Source organism: Chitinophaga sp. Hz27 (assembly GCF_042263525.1).
GTDB lineage: Bacteria > Bacteroidota > Bacteroidia > Chitinophagales > Chitinophagaceae > Chitinophaga.
In genome coordinates, this window is sequence record NZ_JBHKFJ010000005.1 from 228,696 (window position 1) to 247,477 (window position 18,782).

Annotated in this window: 12 protein-coding genes; 4 read left to right on the forward strand and 8 right to left on the reverse strand. The window is 43.5% G+C overall.

The window, feature by feature from the left end; translation table 11 throughout:
* Positions 1-163 precede the first annotated feature (163 nt).
* Complete coding sequence (locus ACE38W_RS12995; protein WP_375831450.1) at positions 164-1,249, forward strand: hypothetical protein; 1,086 nt, start codon at positions 164-166, stop codon at positions 1,247-1,249.
* Positions 1,250-1,316: 67 nt separating this feature from the next.
* Here ACE38W_RS12995 and ACE38W_RS13000 read toward each other — a convergent pair whose 3' ends face one another.
* Positions 1,317-2,942 (reverse strand): hypothetical protein, encoded by a 1,626-nt coding sequence (locus ACE38W_RS13000; protein WP_375831452.1) that lies wholly within the window; start codon positions 2,940-2,942, stop codon positions 1,317-1,319.
* Between the two features lie 380 nt (positions 2,943-3,322).
* On the opposite strand from ACE38W_RS13000, the gene ACE38W_RS13005 reads away from it, so the two are divergent.
* Positions 3,323-11,020, forward strand: coding sequence for an amino acid adenylation domain-containing protein (locus tag ACE38W_RS13005; protein ID WP_375831453.1), 7,698 nt, complete (start codon positions 3,323-3,325; stop codon positions 11,018-11,020).
* Positions 11,021-11,155: 135 nt separating this feature from the next.
* Positions 11,156-11,650 carry a DinB family protein gene (locus ACE38W_RS13010; RefSeq protein ID WP_375831455.1) on the forward strand — a complete coding sequence of 165 codons (495 nt, stop codon included), beginning with the start codon at positions 11,156-11,158 and terminating at the stop codon, positions 11,648-11,650.
* An 82-nt stretch (positions 11,651-11,732) separates the two neighbouring features.
* Here the strand turns inward: ACE38W_RS13010 and ACE38W_RS13015 are convergent, their stop codons facing one another.
* From ACE38W_RS13015 to ACE38W_RS13035, 5 genes are all read right to left on the reverse strand, one after another.
* Complete coding sequence (locus ACE38W_RS13015) at positions 11,733-12,119, reverse strand: VOC family protein (RefSeq protein ID WP_375831457.1); 387 nt, start codon at positions 12,117-12,119, stop codon at positions 11,733-11,735.
* A 189-nt stretch (positions 12,120-12,308) separates the two neighbouring features.
* The gene (locus ACE38W_RS13020; protein WP_375831458.1) at positions 12,309-13,244 is read right to left on the reverse strand and encodes a hypothetical protein; all 936 of its coding nucleotides are present in this window, start codon (positions 13,242-13,244) and stop codon (positions 12,309-12,311) included.
* A 248-nt stretch (positions 13,245-13,492) separates the two neighbouring features.
* Entirely contained in the window at positions 13,493-14,848 is a 1,356-nt protein-coding gene (locus ACE38W_RS13025; protein ID WP_375831460.1) for a DNA/RNA non-specific endonuclease, read from the reverse strand.
* Positions 14,849-14,887: 39 nt separating this feature from the next.
* Complete coding sequence (locus ACE38W_RS13030; protein WP_375831462.1) at positions 14,888-15,289, reverse strand: nuclease A inhibitor family protein; 402 nt, start codon at positions 15,287-15,289, stop codon at positions 14,888-14,890.
* Between the two features lie 75 nt (positions 15,290-15,364).
* Positions 15,365-15,886 (reverse strand): hypothetical protein, encoded by a 522-nt coding sequence (locus ACE38W_RS13035; RefSeq protein WP_375831464.1) that lies wholly within the window; start codon positions 15,884-15,886, stop codon positions 15,365-15,367.
* A 184-nt stretch (positions 15,887-16,070) separates the two neighbouring features.
* Here ACE38W_RS13035 and ACE38W_RS13040 point away from each other — a divergent pair, with 184 nt between their 5' ends.
* Positions 16,071-16,979: a hypothetical protein gene (locus tag ACE38W_RS13040; protein ID WP_375831466.1), complete on the forward strand. Its 909-nt coding sequence runs from the start codon at positions 16,071-16,073 to the stop codon at positions 16,977-16,979.
* A 43-nt stretch (positions 16,980-17,022) separates the two neighbouring features.
* Here ACE38W_RS13040 and ACE38W_RS13045 read toward each other — a convergent pair whose 3' ends face one another.
* Together ACE38W_RS13045 and ACE38W_RS13050 are read right to left on the reverse strand one after the other, a co-directional pair.
* Positions 17,023-17,775 (reverse strand): glucose 1-dehydrogenase, encoded by a 753-nt coding sequence (locus tag ACE38W_RS13045; RefSeq protein ID WP_375831468.1) that lies wholly within the window; start codon positions 17,773-17,775, stop codon positions 17,023-17,025.
* A gap of 56 nt (positions 17,776-17,831) precedes the next feature.
* Positions 17,832-18,605 (reverse strand): helix-turn-helix domain-containing protein, encoded by a 774-nt coding sequence (locus tag ACE38W_RS13050; protein ID WP_375831470.1) that lies wholly within the window; start codon positions 18,603-18,605, stop codon positions 17,832-17,834.
* Positions 18,606-18,782 lie beyond the last annotated feature (177 nt).

Here is an 18,782-nt window from a genome sequence, read left to right on the forward strand (position 1 = left end):
AATAGAACAACAGACGACTTAGAGGAATTTAAAACAGACTATTATAAATTCATATTTTTTGTAATACCTGAATCATATCTTTACAACGTAGCATAGTAGCATGCAATTTGATTGCACTACTGAAAAATCGATAAGTATATACAGCCTACACACACTATCCAACATGCCAAAAAAAGCAGTATTAATAGAGCTGGGAGGATCTCATGCTGAATGTCTTTTTTCACAGATTTATTTCCTACGCGAACGAGGGTATGAAATACATGTTATTTGCAACCGCCACCTGTGGCCATTTCTCAGCGACGTGCATGAGTATATTACCGGTCATTTGCTGGTAGATACGAATGTAAAAAGATGGAAACGATTTAAAATGCTGCAGGAGGTATGGCGTTATATCCGCTATGGTGGCATTTCTCACGCTATTTTTAACACCACGGAGTTAAAGATTGTCCGCGATTTGTTGATATTCCCTTTTCCTGGTGTGGAGTTTGCCGGCCTGCTGCATAATGGACTTAAGCTCAGTAGCGGCTTTACGGTACGTCACTTTATCACTCAAAAGGTAAAAAAGCTTTTTGTACTCAACGATGGTATGTTGCCGCATTTGCAGGCATCCGACCTTTTACAGATACAGAGTTTGTATGCGGTTTTTTTCCCGGAAATGGGTGGGTCCACCACCCTGCCAAAAGGCAAGCAGGAGTTTTGGGTATGCATTCCGGGCGAAATTGATCCGAGGCGAAGAGATATTCCTGGCCTGATACAACAGATCCAGGAACATGGGTTGGCTTCCAATATCCGCGTGATCCTGCTTGGCTCCATGAATGCCGACCCTGCGCTGGTAGAGGCGATCAACGCTTTGCCACAGCGTTCACAGGTGATCACCTTTGGAGAAGAGAAAATTTCTAACGAGATATTTCATGCGTATATACGGCAGTCTGATATTATTCTGCCGCTATTACACCCTCCTATCCCGCGTTTCCAGGAGTTCTTCAAAACGCGTATTTCCGGTGCTTATAACCTGGCATTTGCCTACAAGAAGCCGTTAATGATGGAACAACACTTTGAAGCCTGGACGGATTTTAAAGAGCATGCCATCCTTTACCCGGAAAACGACCTGGTAAAAACCTTACATGACCTTGCCGGGCAACCTGCCGTCATGGAAAAGAAAGTGGAAGGTCTTCACAACTGGCCTAAACTGAAATTTGAAGTACAGTGCAATAAATATATCGGGCTGCTGGAAGCAGCTGGAAGATGATAATATTTTCTGTCTAAATAAAACACCCGGTTGATTGCATCAACCGGGTGTTTTATTTAGAGGAGAATTATTTCGGGTCAGAACTATTTACATAACTTGAATTACTTCCCAGGAAATGTATATTCTGTTTATCCATTTCTATAATAGAACTATCAGAAAACTTTAAAACAACTCTAACATCAATATCAGGCCATTCTTTATTCTTATCTCCTGATGGTTTGCCTTTGGGCTCCTCAAACATAAAATCAAGCCATCCAAATTTTGCCCAATCATCCTTGGTGATGCCTCTTTGCGTTACTACCCACCGATATCCTCCCTGACTATCTATCTCTTGATCGAATCCGATCCAATAATAATAATCCGGCTTAACGATCCATTTGGCAGTACCTTTTCTTACAACTTTTCTATCAGCTGCTCTTAGATGTACCTTACAATAACGGCTAATAAATGGGTCCAATAGCCTATCATAAGCATTGAACTGCGTATACACCGTAAAATCAGTAGGAAATGGAATACCCTTTTTCTCTTCAAAAAACATTTCTCCTCCCACGATATAAGGCGATATATTTTTTGAATACAATATTCTAACGTCTTCAGGGTTATTAACGGTATCATTTCCGGCCTGTTGCCGGGTTCTATCTAATGTCAGATCTGTTGTGTCGTAATGCTTCATTAATAACGCATAATTTGCTTTCAGTTCAGCAATACTGCTATCGTACTTTAACGCCATTTCATAGTACTGCTTCGCACTGCTTAATTGATTATGCCTGAAAAAAATATTTCCCATGAAGAAATGACTATACGATAATATTTGACTTTCCTTTTGAAAATTGTTCTTAGCAATTAAGGATGAAAAAAGATTTAATGCAATCTGGTCCTGGCATTGGAACATTACCGATAATGCCTGAACAAACTTCCTGATATGACCCTCTTGAATAGAAGTATCGTTTAGTTCAATCAGGCTTGGATTTCGGATTGCAACGACTATATCTTTCTGTAATATATTTGTACAATCCACCCCTACATTATGCAGGAAGATATTACAGATGAATGAACATCCTTTCTGATTTCTTGATCCAAATATTACCATACCGCTCTTGTAATTCTGCAGCAAAGGCTTAATATCTTTGCCTGGATTAAGCCGGCTTGAAACTGGTAAAAAATATCCAGGATGTTCAATTTTCACATCAAGGCCATACACAGTAGGGGAAAGGCTATCAAATAGACTATCACTAAACTCATCTCGTTCCTGGTTACTAAAATTCATCACCAGTATACCTTTTTGTTTTGTTGGAATAGGACTATTGCTGCTTTGTCTTTGATGAATAAAAACAGCTGTGCCAATAAAAAAAATCAGACCGCTTAAAAATATATACCGCCCAATCTGTGCAAATCCACGCCAACCAGCGCTATATTCATAACCTTCCTGCCCCTGCACAACTGCTCCCGGTTTATGCCTCGTAAGAATTATCTGGGATATTTTATTTACAAATAATAAGAGACCCAAATAAACAATCAGCATTTTCAGCAATATGCGATAGTCCTGATCAATTATATAATCTAACCCACTGAAAATAAAGGAGGCAATACCTAAAATTATAAGCATTCCACTGCATAGAAACTGCAGTAGCCCAATTGGAGTTTGCATACTTTTACTAACATCAATTTGGAGTTGGGATAAATTGCTTGGCATAGGGGGGCTACTTTAATAACCTAATATAAAAAAATAATTTAGCATTTTATTCTGCAAATCCTCCGCTCCCCTTCATTCTATCTTTGTTCTGTAGCCACCGCCAGGATTACATTTTAATAATAATTTAATCCGTATATGCATCCACGTAAGCATAAAAAAAGATATTTTCCATAAAGCAAATCAGCAAACAAGAAATACTACAAAGGTGCTATTTAAACCCACCTGAAAATCATTTACTTCGTTTGTATATACTCGTTACAACAAAATAACTGGAGCATCTATGCTGCTCACTTTTAATGCAATCCCTTGAATAATCCGGTGATTAACCCGAGTCAATCTCTCTAATCCACTGAGATATTTATTTATTATAACCACAAGTTATGTTAACACATGTTTTCCCGCTACATCCTACCCAGAAGGATATTTATGTAGATCAGCTGATGAACCCTGACAGCCCACATTACACCGTTGCCGGCTATCTCAGATTAAAAGGTCAGCTAAATAAAAAGAGCTTCACCAAAGCAGTCGAATGGGTAATATCCGGGAACGATATTTTCCGTATGAGTTTCGATCTTGAAAGCACGCAGCCAGTAGGGCATCTGAACGACATCACTCCTGAAATACCACTACAGGAGCTGGATTTCAGCACACAGACTAACCCGCAGGCATACACGCAGCATTGGATACAGGAACAATGCAACACTGCATTCCTGGTGCAGCAAGGCATTCCTCTCTTCGATCATTTTCTTATTAAAATTTCGGCAAATGAATACTGGTACCTGATGAGGTGTCATCACCTAATACTGGACACTGCCGGATACCAGCTTTTCCTCGATGCGGTAGCAAACGAATACCGGCAGCAACCTAAAGCTACCTTCCCTGGCTACGCAAAAGAAATCGAAGATTATGCGCCCTTCTATCAAAGCGAGGCTTACCAACAACAACTCCTCTACTGGAAAGAAAAGTTACACAATAAACCTCCAAAACTCTTCAACTATAAACACCCACATTACGATCCTCAGGGCAAGACCAGCGCAAGATTCACGTTACAACTCTCCGATACAGAAAGAAACGCCATAGAAAAAATTGCGCAAGACTGCGGATTCAGTTTACAGAAACTAACCGTAGCCGCTACCATCCTCTATTTTGCAAGAACTACAGGAAATACAGATGTGTTGCTGGGCATTGTACGCCATCGGCGCATGACGCCCCTGCAACGCAAAACTATCGGCGTATACTCTGGCATCGTTCCGTTTATTGGCAACTATCATCCCGATGATCAGCTGATAGATTTGCTGAGGCAGGTAGACGCTGCACAAAGAGAAGATTATAATCATCAACAGGCCTCCCTGAATGACCTGAGCAATATGCTGAAAGATAAACACGTCGACAGTGCTTTATTTGAGGTGTTGGTAAACTATGTGCTACTCGACTTTCAGCTCAACTTTGATGATAACCTCCAGACCTCATTCCATCAGGTATGGACGGAATATGAAAAGCGGCCATTACGCATTTACTGGCAGGACTATGGCAAACATCAGCCACTACAGCTGAATATCATCCACCAGTTGGCACATATCAAACCGGAAGAAGCGGTATTGTTATGCAAACGAATACTGTATATCATTTCACAGTTTGCGGCTAAACTGCATCAGCCGCTGCGTGATATAGCTATTATTCCTGCCGATGAAAAAGAGATACTCCTTCAATCTGCCCATCCAATAAGGGATTTCAACAGCAACAACACTATCTACGCTATATTTGAACAACAATCCATTCGCACGCCTAACAATATAGCCATTATCTGCGATGATCGTACGATGTCATATAAAGAGCTACATACACGTGCGCAACAACTAGGCCGGTATTTAAGCGGAAAAGGCGTGGGCAGGAATACGTTAGTACCTGTATGCATAGAACGTTCTCCTGAAATGATAATAGCATTACTGGGTATACTCAGCGCTGGTGCCGCTTACGTACCTATTGATCCTGAATACCCGGAGGAGCGTATACGATTTATGCTGGAAGATACCGACGCCAAAATAGTAGTTACTTCAACTGCATGTTTGCCGGCATTAACGGAAATTTATAATGGGGAAACAGTTGTGTTAAGCGAAACTTCCGACTTCCCCAATACGCCGCCAGCTGCTAATCTGCCAGCATCTGCTATAGATGCAGCTTATGTCATCTATACTTCGGGATCTACCGGCAAGCCAAAAGGCGTGATCATAGAGCATCGCAACGTGGTTAGTTTGTTTGAGGCAGTGCTGGGGCATTACGACTTCAATGACAAAGACGTATGGACGATGTTCCATTCTTATTGTTTTGATTTTTCTGTATGGGAGATGTATGGCGCATTGTTCTATGGCGGGCGGCTGGTCATAGTGCCCAAACAACTTGCCAGAGATACCGCGGCTTTCGCAGCACTACTGCAAAAAGAAAAAGTAACCGTGCTTAATCAGACGCCAGCAGCATTTTATGTGTTACAGGAAGCAGTGACCACCACGGATGCTTATGAAGATCTTTCCATACGCTATGTCACCTTTGGTGGTGAGGCATTGAATCCTGCCAAGCTAAAGGCATGGAAAGTGAAATTTCCTGATTGTAGTTTGATCAATATGTACGGCATCACCGAAACTACTGTCCACGTTACTTTTCAGGAAATCAATGCAGCACACCTCAACAGCACCGGCAGTATTATCGGTCGGCCAATTCCTACGCTGGGGGCGTATATCCTGGATAACAACCAGCAACTGCAACCCATTGGCGTGCCAGGAGAACTCTATATCTCCGGAGCTGGACTGGCAAGAGGCTATCTTAACAGAGATGAACTGACTGCAGAACGATTTATTGTAAATCCGCTGGATCTAGCCAGCAATCAGCGTTTATACAGGACCGGCGATCTTGCTCGCTGGCTCCCGGATGGAACCATGGAATATCTAGGTCGTATAGACAACCAGGTGAAGATACGCGGGTTCAGAATTGAATTAGGTGAGATAGAAAATGTGCTCCATCGCTCCCCTAACGTCAAACAAGCGGTGGTGATAGTTAAATCCAATCATCTGCATACAACAGAAGAAAAACAACTGGCTGCTTATATCGTACCTAACGGGGAGTTCAACAGAGAGGCTATTATTCAGCATATGCGCGAATGGCTACCAGACTATATGGTGCCATTGCTGCTTACACCGATTGAGGTAATGCCATTGACAAAAAACGGAAAAATAGATAAAACTGCATTACCAGCATTACATGTAAACTTCCAACAAAACATTGTCAGGGAGGGCCCCCAAAACGCCCAGGAGCAGCAACTGGCAGAGATCTGGACAACAGTGTTAGGCGTACAGGATATCAGCAGAAATGATAACTTTTTTGAACTTGGAGGCGACTCCATACGGCTTATCAAAGTAGTGAGCAGTATCCGCAAACTTTTCCATAAAGAACTCAAAGCGGCCGACGTTTACAGAGCGGCCACCATTGCTGATCTATCAAAGCTGCTCGGCTCATTGGAAACCGACAGCAACGACACCGCCAGAAAAGCCATCATAGCTGATCTCAACAAACAAAAGCAAATGCTGCTGGCAGCAATGCCAGATGCCGCCGAGATAGAAGATATTTTCCCGATGAGCGATATTCAGGCAGGGATGATCTTTGCTTCACTACGCAACCCTGAGGAGGCAGTCTATCATGATCAGTTTTCCTGTCGCATGCCCCTGGATACCGATATACAGCGGCTGGAGAAAGTTCTGTCGCTGATCAGTGCCCAACATGGTATACTCAGAACCGCCTTTCGCCTGGATCTTACGGAGAATATGCAAGTGGTTTATAAATCAGTGCATACACCATTAACGGTGCTGGATATACGTCATATGGAAGAAAACGTAACAGTGGTAAACGACTATTTAGAGAAAGAACGCCACATTCCATTTGATTTCGCACAAGCGCCACTGTGGCGGGCCAGCGTCTTAATAATGAAAACACATTGTGTATTTGTTTTGCAGATGCATCATGCCATATTAGATGGATGGAGTGTTGCCAGTCTGAATACGGCAATCAATAATCTGTATACATCTACTTCAGCGCAGGCCCCGCTCCCACTGAAAGCGAGTTACAAAGACTATGTCATCGAAAACTTACTCGAAAAGGGCAATGTTGCTTCAAAAGCTTTCTGGACGCAGGAAATGGCAGGTTACAAACGACTGGACATCTTTACAGAAGAAAAAGCGCAACATCGCTTGCTAAAAAAATATGAGCCCGGATTGTTAGAAGACTTAAAGCAACAAGCGAAGCAGGCGGGTATTGCTGTTAGCACACTTTTCCTTGGCGCCTTCTACTACGCCATCAGTATGCTGACACATGAAGATGAGCTGACACTTGGACTGGTGGCTAATAACAGACCACTTGTTGAAGATGGCGACCAGATACTGGGCTGTTTCCTGAATTCCCTTCCGCTAAGATGCAAAGCGCCTGGCATAGTCACCTGGCGTGAGTGGATGCAGACCCTGGAAGAAAAACAATTATCGCTAAAAGGTCATGACCGCCTACCACTGGCGGAAATCGCAAGATTACACAGCAATCATAGTAGTGATGGCAATCCGTTTTTTGATGTGCTGTTCAATTTTATCAATTTCCACGTATATGATCAATTGAATGAACGCATACTGCAAGGTAGCGTCAATGACCCTGCTACCATGACTTTCGGCAGCTTTGCGGTTGCCAATACCTTCTTTGATTGCACAGTGAGTACAACCGGCGATGTACTAACCATTCTTTTATGTCAATCGCGCAAACTGAAGTCTGGCAAGACGCAGGCCGAGTTTCTGGGATATCTTGAAAATATATTTCAACAAATCATACATCATTACGATGAGCCGGTAAACAGAACGGCGATACTTTCCCATACTGAGTTGCAAACCTGTTTCACACCAATGAATGAAGTAAGTGCAACACAGCCTGCATTTTCTACGATCCCTGCTGCATTTGAGAAACGGGTGCTGCTGCAACCCGCTGCCAAGGCCCTTATTGGTAATAGTACCATATGCTATGCCGAATTAAATATAAAGGCGAATCAGCTGGCGCATTACCTGAGCGCACTCGGTATAAAAAAAGATATGCCCGTTCCAGTGTGTATAGAGCGCTCTGCAGACCTGATCATTGCCATACTAGGCATCTTGAAGGCTGGCGGGGCTTATGTTCCGCTGGACCCGACCTATCCAAAAGAACGCATTGCCGGCATGATAGCAGATATCACTTTTGAAGTAGCCATTACCACAAAAAGGCATGCTGATCTTTTTGATACGGCTGCTAAAATTGTGTGCCTGGATACGCTCGCAGATACACTAGCAGCCCTGCCTGTGCATAATCTGCAACAGCCAGTGGCGCCAGAGGACCTTGCCTATGTGATGTTTACCTCCGGTTCTACCGGGCGGCCTAAAGGAGTAATGGTAACACATGCCAATGTGGTGAGTCTGGTAGTAGATTGCGACTTCGTTTCGCTAACTGCCGCCGATACTTTGCTGACCACCAGCGCCCTTTCTTTTGATGGCACCACACTGGATTTCTGGGGTATGCTCCTCAACGGCGGACAACTGCTGCTTTGCAGCGATGAGCAGCTGCTGGACAACGACCTATTGAAGAAAGTTATTGATACATTTGAGGTTACTAAGATATGGTTTACTTCAGGCTGGTTGAATCAGTTGGTAGATACGGATATCAGCTTGTTCCAACAGCTGCATAGTGTTATTACCGGTGGAGAAAAGCTTTCCGCGACACATATCAAAAAGCTACGCACCTGTTATCCCGCGCTGGAAATCATTAACGGTTACGGCCCTACGGAGAATACGACCGGCTCCCTGAACTATCGCATTGGACAAGAGATTTCCGGGGATATACCTATAGGGTTGCCTATGAAATACCGTACCGCCTATGTGCTGGATATGCAACAACAGTTGCTGCCTACAGGTGTTATGGGTGAGCTATATGTCGGTGGTGCTGGCCTTGCACGCGGATACTACAACAATCCTACGCTAACGGCAGAACGTTTTATTATGCATCCATTTGTTGCTGGAGAAAGATTATATAAAACCGGCGACCTCGCGCGCTTTGGCGCTGATGGGCAGGTAGAATTCTGCGGTAGAGTAGATGACCAGGTGAAAGTACGTGGTTTTAGGATAGAGCCGGGGGAAATAGAACATATGATACTGCAAAGTGCACTGGTGGAAAGAGCCGTCATCATTGTAAAAAAGGACAGCAGCGGCAACAAGCAGCTGATTGCCTATGTAGTGCCAATTGGCAGCTTTGACAAACAGGCATTGCAACAATACCTTACTACGCACCTGCCAGAATATATGGTGCCAGCACTCATCCATCCGATGGAGGCACTACCGCTAACGCCTAATGGAAAAGTAGACAAAAATGCTTTGCCTGATCCAGACATGAACAGTATTTCAGCGCATGAGTATATAGCACCGGAAACGGCCACTGAAAAGGCTATTGCTGCCATCTGGCAGCTGTTACTGAATATAAAAAATGTTGGTCAGGACGATGATTTCTTTCAGCTGGGTGGCCACTCTCTGTTGGTGATAAGAGTCAGGGCACATATAAAGCTCGCGGTAAATGTGAATATCCCTGTTGGAAAATTATTTGAATACAGGACATTGAGTAAGCTCTCCGCTTACATTGATGCGCTGCAGCAAGGCAATGATGAAGATATCATTACACCATTTGATCGTATTCATAACATCCATATTCCTTTATCCTTTGGACAAGAAGAACTATGGATGATGGATAGAGAGATGGGCACCTTACCCTATCATATGCCACTTATTTTCAACCTTAAAGGAGTTGTTAACCGCCAGGCGCTGGAACAGGCTTTCAGGGCGCTGGTAAGCCGGCATGAGTCGCTGAGAACAGTCATTCGCTGGCATGAAGCGGATGCCAGGGCTTATCAATATTTTCTTACCCCGGATAACTGGACATTAGGTTTTACAGATATCTCTCTTCAGCAAAACATTCAGCTTCCTACTTACCTGGAATCGTTGTTGGCCACACCATTTGATTTATCAGCAGATTATATGCTCAAATCCCATCTGGTAAAGATCAATGAAGAGGAACATACACTGGTTATGCTGCTGCATCATATTTCCGCAGATGGATGGTCGCTGGCAGTATTTATAAAGGAGTTTACGCTGCTATATAATGGTTATTGTAGTGGCGAAGTACCGGCACTGCCGCCTCTTCCCTATCAGTTTGCAGACTATGCATGGTGGCAGCGTCGTCAGGTGGATGCAGGTGTATTGGATACAAAGTTGCTATATTGGACCACTAAACTTAACGGATATACGCCATGGCTGTTGCCATCTGATCATCAGCGGCCGTTACATGCGAGCAACAAAGGCCGCATGTTATATTTCCAGACAGACAGTAAGCTGTTAGCCGCATTGCATACCTTATCGCAACACCATGACAGCACGTTATTTATGACACTGCTGGCAGCGTTTAATGTTATATTGCATCGATATAGTGGTAAGGAAGATATATGCGTAGCCACAGCCGTTGCGGGTCGTACCAGGCAGGAAATGGAAGGGCTGATAGGATTCTTCTCCAATAATTTGTTGCCATTACGAAATCATCTTGGTGGCAACCCAACATTTACGGAGCTGCTGCAGCAAGTACGGCAAACAGCCATAGCCGCATATGATGCCCAGGAGGTACCACTGGAGAAAATCATGGAAGCACTGACGGAAAACGCAGGCATCTCAGATAAATATCTCTACCAGGCCATCCTTATCTTACAGAACACACCTCCATTACCGGCGATGCAATTAGATCATTTAACGTTGAAAGAAATGAAAAAAGTTCATGACACCTGTCAGCATGAATTGAATGTAACTGCCCGGGAAAAGCCAGATGGACTGCTGTTTTCTGTAGAATTTAATACGGCAATTTTCCGCCAGGAAACGATAGAACAATTGTTCAAACAGTATTTCATCTTACTGAACAATATCATCATCTCCCCTGATAAAAAAATACTCAATTTAATACCTGCTGAAGAAATGAATACGATTGCGCAGGTTTAAACATACTACGGTGGCCTCTTCCCGGGAAGCCACCGTTTCTACTCAACTGTCGCAATTACCCCATTGATTGCCGTGTATGCACCCGTTGCTATTCCAGGAAGGATGTTAAGTTTGTATAAACTAAACATCAACAAAATGGACACGACAGCATTGGTTGCCGCTATAGATCAGGTGAACACGGAGTTACAGCAGGTACTTTCTTCATTCACCACGGAGCAATTGAATACGATTCCTTTCCAAGGCAGCTGGACAGCAGCACAGGTGGCAGAGCATATCCAGAAGTCCGTATCAGCAGATATCCTGTATGGTAATGTAGAAAAAAGAGCCCCTGAAGCGGATAAACTGGAAGGCTTGCGGAAGGTTTTTCTGGATTATACCATCAAGATGCAATCGCCGGATTTTATTGTGCCTTCAGATAAGTTCCATACAAAGGAGGAGTTGTTGACAGATCTGAATGATAGATGGTTAAAAATCAGGAAGGCAACCGAAACCCTCGAGCTAGACTATACCTGTGTAGATTTTGAAATACCTGGTATAGGTTTTCTTACCCGGTATGAATTGATAGGATTTTTTGTAGTACATACTACCAGGCATATCCATCAGCTAAAAAATATCAGGGCACATTTTTAATGTCTGCCCAATTTCGTTTAGCCGGAAAGGTTATTTCTGAAGCAATCGGCTGCATCATATACTGATGCAGCCGATTGTTCTTTTACATATGAAAAACATTGAAGCGATGACCGTCAGGATCAGTGAAAACGAAGCCATAATAACCTTCTCCGAAGGCCTCCGGTTCTGAAATAAGCGTACCACCAGCCTTCCGCACCTCTACCGCCCATTGGTTTACTTCTTCTATATTATCAGCAGATAGCGTGAATACAATTTCATTGCCAGCATTGGTATCACATATTTTTCCTTTCACCCCTTCTTCCAATACATTTTTCAAAAAGAAATGTATGATGAAGTTATCCTCGCCAAAGAAAAAGCTGGTCAGCTTATCTGAGGCGCCGTTGTGTTTAAAGCCAAGCTGCTGGTAGAATTTTGTGGTCTGCTCTAAATTCTCCACCCCGAAATTGGCCCAGATCTTTTTTGGTTTCATACAAAATAATTTTATGGTGATGACTACAATACCTATCATCTTGAGAGGCTTGCTCCAAAGTTAGTATTTGTATGTCTTACGGAGGATGGCTGTTTGCGTAATTCTTAGGGCGGTATCCAGACAAAATAACGAAGCCTTGCAGGTTATTACCTGCAAGGCTTTCATTGCCCGCCACCGTTTCTGGTAGTATCAATAATAAATATCTACAACGCCATTAGGGCTACCTGGTGTAACCACATTTGAATGCTGACCGCAGTCAGTAACAGCATTGGCTACCGACCATGATAATGGCGCCTGAACGCCGCCTACTCTCAGATCAATACCACTGAGTCTTGTGCTGGCTGTGTTAGGATAGTTAGAGCAGGTGCTCACACCGTATGCTTCCAGTGATTCAGCAGCCCAGTATAAGGTAGGGATGTTGTTCACGGTAAGCGTAATGGAAGGATATCCAACAAAAGCAGAAGTATAGCTACCGGTGGTACCTCCGCCGCTGATAAGGCTCATGACGCCTTGCAGGCTGGTACCAGGACTAACAGGAATCAAGCTGCTATATACGGCATTGTTGCCTACATACCAGTTGGCGATAGCCCAATAGCTGCCACCACCAGCGGCAGAAGGTCCCCATTGCAATACTGGCTGCAGGATATGATTGGAATTCTGGAGGCCGTTGAACAGGAAGATCGTCTGGCCGGAGTTGACAGCAGGTGCAGGAGGTACGGTCCAGTTGGTGTTGAAATAAGAGATTGCGGAGCCGGTGTTATTGGTCCAATACGTGTAGGTGATCCAACCGGAACCCAGCGGGAATATGCCTTTACCGCCTTTAGCGCTTTCGGTGGCCGCAGATGTTTGTTCAAGCGCGCCATAATCTGCCAGCACCTTACCGTTGCGATCATATTTGCGGAGGTGGTCGCCTTCTCCACTCAGGTATTCACCTGTCTCGATATGGTGCACCTGTGATTGAGATACCCAGCCAAACGGAGTAAGCGCCTGGCCCTGGTGATCTTTGTTTTGTGTGATATCGGTTGGTTTCACTGTATTATCAACAGTTGTGCTGTGCTGCTCTTTTTTACAAGCAGTAAATACCATAGCACTCAACAGTAATAAAGAGACGATGTATTTGCTCATAATAGGGGTTTGGGTTAAGAATTGTGAGAAAAGGAGAAACGGATAGCATGGGCGTGCACTAAAATAGGTTAAGTGACTGCAAAAAGACAGTAGGCAAGTACCGCTAAAACGGTTTTCAGACTGCGTTTATAATGCATAAAAAAAATTGCTGCCTGCAAAAAACAACAACTATAAATAAAATGAGTATCAATAAAAAAGGTTGTGTCCATTGTTAAGACACAACCTTTTTCTCCTGCAATATTCTTGCATCAAGGATCTATTTTCGTTTCCAGGCTATCTTGTAAAGATGTCCTCAGGTTAGACATGATATTGTAACCAGTGGCATTTTCGATGGCACGTACGGTAGTTTTGTATTGTGTCCAGTCGGTATTGATACTATTAGTATTAGGTGTGTTGATAGCGATTACCCTGGTATTGCCGTTGATCCTGCTCAGGTCATTGTTACCATTGGGTATTACGACTACAACTTTCCAGATATTGGAAGGAACAGTCACATGGCCGTTGTCGACAGTGGTTGTAACGCCACCGAGTGATCCGGTGCCGCCTTGTCCATAAGAGCCGCAGATAATATATACTTCGTTGCCAGCGGTAACAAGGCTGCGGGTATAATTTTCGAGGTTGGCCCAGGTTTGCTGGTTGTTATTCGGTGCTTGCGGCATCATGTTGGTCATGAGGAATGTTGCTGAGTTAGCAGCAGAGGTAGATGTTCTATCTGCCGAAGGACAGTTATGTCCGCGATCGAACCCTGAGCCACTGTAGCTACTATTCTGAACCTGGTACCAGCCGGCAGGCAGGGTATTATCAGCTGCGAAGTCGTTTGTACGGGAAACGCTGCCGAGATCGGAGGCTTGTAAATGCCAGCTTACCCAATTAGGCGTAGCACGGCTACGGTTATACGATAATGCGTAATAGGTTTTTACCATCAGGTAGTTATTTTCGGAAGATACATCTGCCAAAGCGGTGCTAGGGTTGCCGAGCAGCATGTTATCATCATCTGTAGCGGTGCCGCCACCGCCGCCGCCAGTGGTAGTACCGGAGGTAACGTTGATGTCATCGATGTTGATCCGGTTGGTACCGCCTGAAACCTTGCGGATGGAGAGGCGTAGGCTACCGGTTGCGGTGAGTGTGAAGGTTGCGGTTTGCAAACTTGCAGCGGTGGTAATGGTACTCCCCTGCTGTGCCCATGTTTGTCCATTATCAGCGGAAGTCCAGAGTTGCCAGGTACTGTTAGCATCAGAGCCATAAGTGCCGTGTTTAACGGTAACGGTTACACTACCGCTAACGTTGTTGATGCTGAAATTGGAGGTAAGGGTACCGGTGTTTCTGATACGTACAGACTGGGAGCCGTTTTTCAGGTCGGCGGCCAGGCTACCAATCAGGGCGTCGTCCAGGGTCCAGGAGCCACTGCTAAGCGCTACAGAGCCTACAGCATAGGCAGTTTTGCTCCCAGATTCAAAGTCTTCGTTGAGTACTACTACAGATTCAGTAGTGATGTTACGTGGTTTAGCGGTGTCCTGTGGCTGGATATCTGCTTCTTTTTTACATGCAGAAAATAACAGGCCTGCCAGGCAAATGATAGTACAATGCCGGATGAATTTGTTCATGATGTAGTTTTTATGGGTAACTGTATTGAAACAATTTGCTCAGGTTTCTATCGCTGTTGTATTCAGGGCCACACAGGTCCCATCTGGTTGATGGCATACAATATACACGGGGATGCGTGTACCATTTTCTACTCGGAAAACCTGGATACTGGTAAAGTGCTCGTTCAAAAATTGTTGCAGGTCTTTAAATTTTAGTGCGTTTTCTACAATGGGTGCGTCGTTTGGGTCTGGAGTGCGCGTTACTTCGTTGAAAAAATCTGTTGGACTTACGGGCTTTACAATGTTGGGATCTACTTGCAGCAGGGCGGCTATCCTTGTGGCTACATCAGCCTCAGAATGCGGCTCCCATTGCTCAATCATAAGCGGATACTCTGATTCACTATAATAGAGGATACCCGCGACCTTACTGGTCAGGTTTTCTAATAAAGAATCTGGTTGCATGAAATGAAGTTAATACATTCCCACACAAATTCCTATCAAGAAAAGTTTGGTAACAAATCTATAATATTCATAGATCTATTTAAATGATACATCAATTTTGTCGATCAACCAGTTGTTATTAGCTTTTACCAATTTGTAAATCAGCTTATACTTAGTATAATTTTTAAACGTCATGGTGATGGTGGCGTTATCACCAGCTATTACTGGTTTTGTATGGGAAAGTACCGCCAGGATGTCCTTATTTTCTGGTGGGTCCTGGCTAAGTGTGTATTCATCCGCATCTCTGTTGCTGGCATAGCCTTGTTTGACAATATCTTTCTCCAGATGCTGGTAATATTTTTCTTGTGCAGCTAAATAGGCCGGAGAAAAGAGTCCTGCATTTTTCAGATTACTTAGATACTCCTTGATATAAGGTTTGTTCAGTTTAAGGATATCCAACCCATCTACTTCTTTATAGCACTGATCTTCTTTATTGATAAAGCTCTTTGGATTATCCAATAGTGTAAATAGTTTTTTCACTGTTGAAACAGGGTCATTCTGCTGTGCAGAAGAAGTTTGAAAAACCAGCAGCAGTAAGAAGATTGCGATATATTTCATGCGTTGGAGATGCGTTTTATGTATTGCTATAACGGGAGATGATCACCGTATGCTACAGCGATGGGCTGTATGCATAGTAGCGAAATTACTTAAAAATTTGAAGCATTTTAGAAAGGGACTGCTAGTATATGATATGAAGTATCACCAATTTTCTTCTATCTTAGTGAAAAGATCCCTTAACCCTATGCCTGATATTAACAAGGAACCCATTACTCCTATTCCTGGCGATTGGATTACCACGAAAGCGCTAAAAACTGTAAGTGGAGCAGCACTTTGTTGTTGGATGACCACTATTTTTTTTGACCTTATCTTCTTCAAGGCCTTAGCTAATACAGAATTAGCTACTTTATTAGTGTTATTGGTCAGCACTTTTAGTTGCCTGGCATTGGCCTTATATAGAGTTTTTAGTACCCGTGGCAAAAAAACAAAAATTCTATGGATATTGGTCATTCCTAATGCTATGCTTATTTATGTACATGCGCTTGGCTTTCAGGTGGCATCAAAGGAATTGGCTACACGTGCATATGCAGAGAAACAGGTCACAAAAGTACAAGTAACTACTGCCGGCACCGATCTCTTTTATTTCCTTACACAACAAACCAGTTGGATACCAGATTTAAAGCTATCAGCTAAATTAGAAAAAGTAACAAGCCAAAACGATTTGCTGCAAACAGAAAATAGGAAGCTTCAACAATCCTTGTTACTACTACAGCAAACAAAAGAAGCGCGTGTGCCCGACAACGTGCCTGTAAAAAGCAGTTATGATAGCAGTGTCTATTTCCACCAGCAAATACGGTCACTTACGCTACAGCAAGAACATCTTAAAGCTAAGATTGCAACACAGGATAGCCTTATGATTGCTATGAAGGCAGATTGCGGGCATTCCATTCAGAACAACAATAATAAAACGAAAGCCGCTGCTGTCTTGCTACGCAGAATTGAAGATAAGAATGAACTAATTCGGAAATGGAACCTGATGATGGCAGGGCAGCCTATGGCAAGAGCGGAGGTAGAACGACAAATGATAGGCTATACAGGCGACCTTACTTTCTATAAGAAACTATTTCAGCCTATGGCTGTACAAGTTGAATGACATTTAATAGAAGCGAAAACCTGTGCGTAACACTTACAGGCATTTATCCAGCCGTATAACCGCCATCAGCCACCAATGTGTGTCCGGTAATAAACCCGGCATCTTTACTACATAAAAAAACGATGGCATTGGCTATTTCTTCAGGTTGGGCTATTCTCTTCATAGGGAACATATCCCTGATGATGTCTGCCACTTCCGGTGTATCGGCGATGCGTTCATACATAGGCGTATAGGTGGTGCCCGGCGCTACTGCATTCACACGTACGCCAACTGCTGCATATTCTAATGCCAACGATTTGGTGAGTCCAATGATGGCATGTTTACTGGCTGCATAGATAGCGGCGCCCGGGAAGCCTACCATTCCAGCAATGGAGGTGGCATTAACGATGCAGCCTTTCGTTTGCAATAGAGCGGGCAGCTGATGTTTTAGGCAAAGCCAGGTGCCTTTCACATTGGTGTCCATGATGCGGTGATAATCTTCCTGCGTTTGCGTACTGCTGTCGCCAGGGTCCTGATCTACGCCAGCATTATTAATGGCAATATCCAATTGTCCGTAAAGAGAAATTGTTTGCGTTATCAGGTGTTTCACGTCTTCTTCCTGCGTGACATCTGTTGGAATAAAAGTGGCAGATGAAGTGCGTTGTTGAATAAGGTGTATGGCTGCTCTCCCACGTACGACATTTCTGCCTGCTATCATCAATTTAGCGCCTCTTTCTGCAAAAGCTAATGCTGTGGCTAGTCCTATACCAGTGCTACCACCGGTAATCAATACTACTTTATTGTTAAATGCTTTCATTTCCTTTTTTGAGGAAGCAAAAATAGCTGAGGATGTACAGTAAAAATTGTATAAAATCAGCGATTTACGATCATCGTTTTGAAGTAGGCTTTAGGAATCTGACCTGTAAATGTTTTAAAATCGCGGTGAAAATGTGACTGATCATAATATCCAAATTCATAGGCCAGAGCTGTCAAAGAGCCGTTATAGTTTTGTTGGGATGCGATGGCCTGCATCCTTGCTATAAACGCGAATTGCTTAGGTGTCACTCCTACTATTCTCTTGAATCTTTTTTCGAAGGCATCGAGGCTAAGTGGGTATTTTCTGGCTAGTTCCTGAATTTTACAAATACCACAGGCTGATTGTATCTCGATAATAGCTGCCTCAATCAGGCTATCAGCGGGCTTTTTCAACAACATCCTGTGTAGAAATGATTCTATAGCAAAAATCCTTTGCTGTATGTTGGTGGCTTGTGCCAGCGTTGTTTTAGTATCTGCGAGATCTTGCTTTGCCAACAGGAGATCCAGTGGTATACTTTTATCTGAAAGCAGGTGCATGGGCTGCTGAAAAAAAGCAGCGGCACCAGCAGGTTTAAAAACCACCACCAGGAACCTTGATTGCTGGCTGTAGTGAATTATTCTGGGTGTTTTACGTAATCCGGTAATGCCGGCAAATGATTGCGGATAATCATTTTGCTGTTGCGGATAACGGGCATCTCCCTGAAACTTAAACACCATTGTAGCTGCTGATGCCGGCAATACTACACGGATAGCATGGCAATCGAATTGCAATTCCTGGTAGTAATCGATGTATGGTTGTAGTATGGAAGAAGGAAGATGCGTGTGTGCCATGGTTGAACACAAGATAGGGAATATTAACAAGTTAAAACCCTGGATAAACAGATCACAACCAAGCTAACCAATTAAAAGCAATTTTAATAAAGCGATGTAAAACATCTGTTAATTCAAATTCCGGACAGTACTATTTATGAATATTTCACTTGTTGTTTCTAATAACATTTATGAAAA

Bases quoted from the DNA above. Each gene is read 5' to 3' on its own strand.
- ACE38W_RS12995 (WP_375831450.1), top strand. From the start codon at position 164: ATGCCAAAAAAAGCAGTATTAATAGAGCTGGGAGGATCTCATGCTGAA.
- ACE38W_RS13000 (WP_375831452.1), bottom strand. From the start codon at position 2,942: ATGCCAAGCAATTTATCCCAACTCCAAATTGATGTTAGTAAAAGTATG.
- ACE38W_RS13005 (WP_375831453.1), top strand. From the start codon at position 3,323: ATGTTAACACATGTTTTCCCGCTACATCCTACCCAGAAGGATATTTAT.
- ACE38W_RS13010 (WP_375831455.1), top strand. From the start codon at position 11,156: ATGGACACGACAGCATTGGTTGCCGCTATAGATCAGGTGAACACGGAG.
- ACE38W_RS13015 (WP_375831457.1), bottom strand. From the start codon at position 12,119: ATGAAACCAAAAAAGATCTGGGCCAATTTCGGGGTGGAGAATTTAGAG.
- ACE38W_RS13020 (WP_375831458.1), bottom strand. From the start codon at position 13,244: ATGAGCAAATACATCGTCTCTTTATTACTGTTGAGTGCTATGGTATTT.
- ACE38W_RS13025 (WP_375831460.1), bottom strand. From the start codon at position 14,848: ATGAACAAATTCATCCGGCATTGTACTATCATTTGCCTGGCAGGCCTG.
- ACE38W_RS13030 (WP_375831462.1), bottom strand. From the start codon at position 15,289: ATGCAACCAGATTCTTTATTAGAAAACCTGACCAGTAAGGTCGCGGGT.
- ACE38W_RS13035 (WP_375831464.1), bottom strand. From the start codon at position 15,886: ATGAAATATATCGCAATCTTCTTACTGCTGCTGGTTTTTCAAACTTCT.
- ACE38W_RS13040 (WP_375831466.1), top strand. From the start codon at position 16,071: ATGCCTGATATTAACAAGGAACCCATTACTCCTATTCCTGGCGATTGG.
- ACE38W_RS13045 (WP_375831468.1), bottom strand. From the start codon at position 17,775: ATGAAAGCATTTAACAATAAAGTAGTATTGATTACCGGTGGTAGCACT.
- ACE38W_RS13050 (WP_375831470.1), bottom strand. From the start codon at position 18,605: ATGGCACACACGCATCTTCCTTCTTCCATACTACAACCATACATCGAT.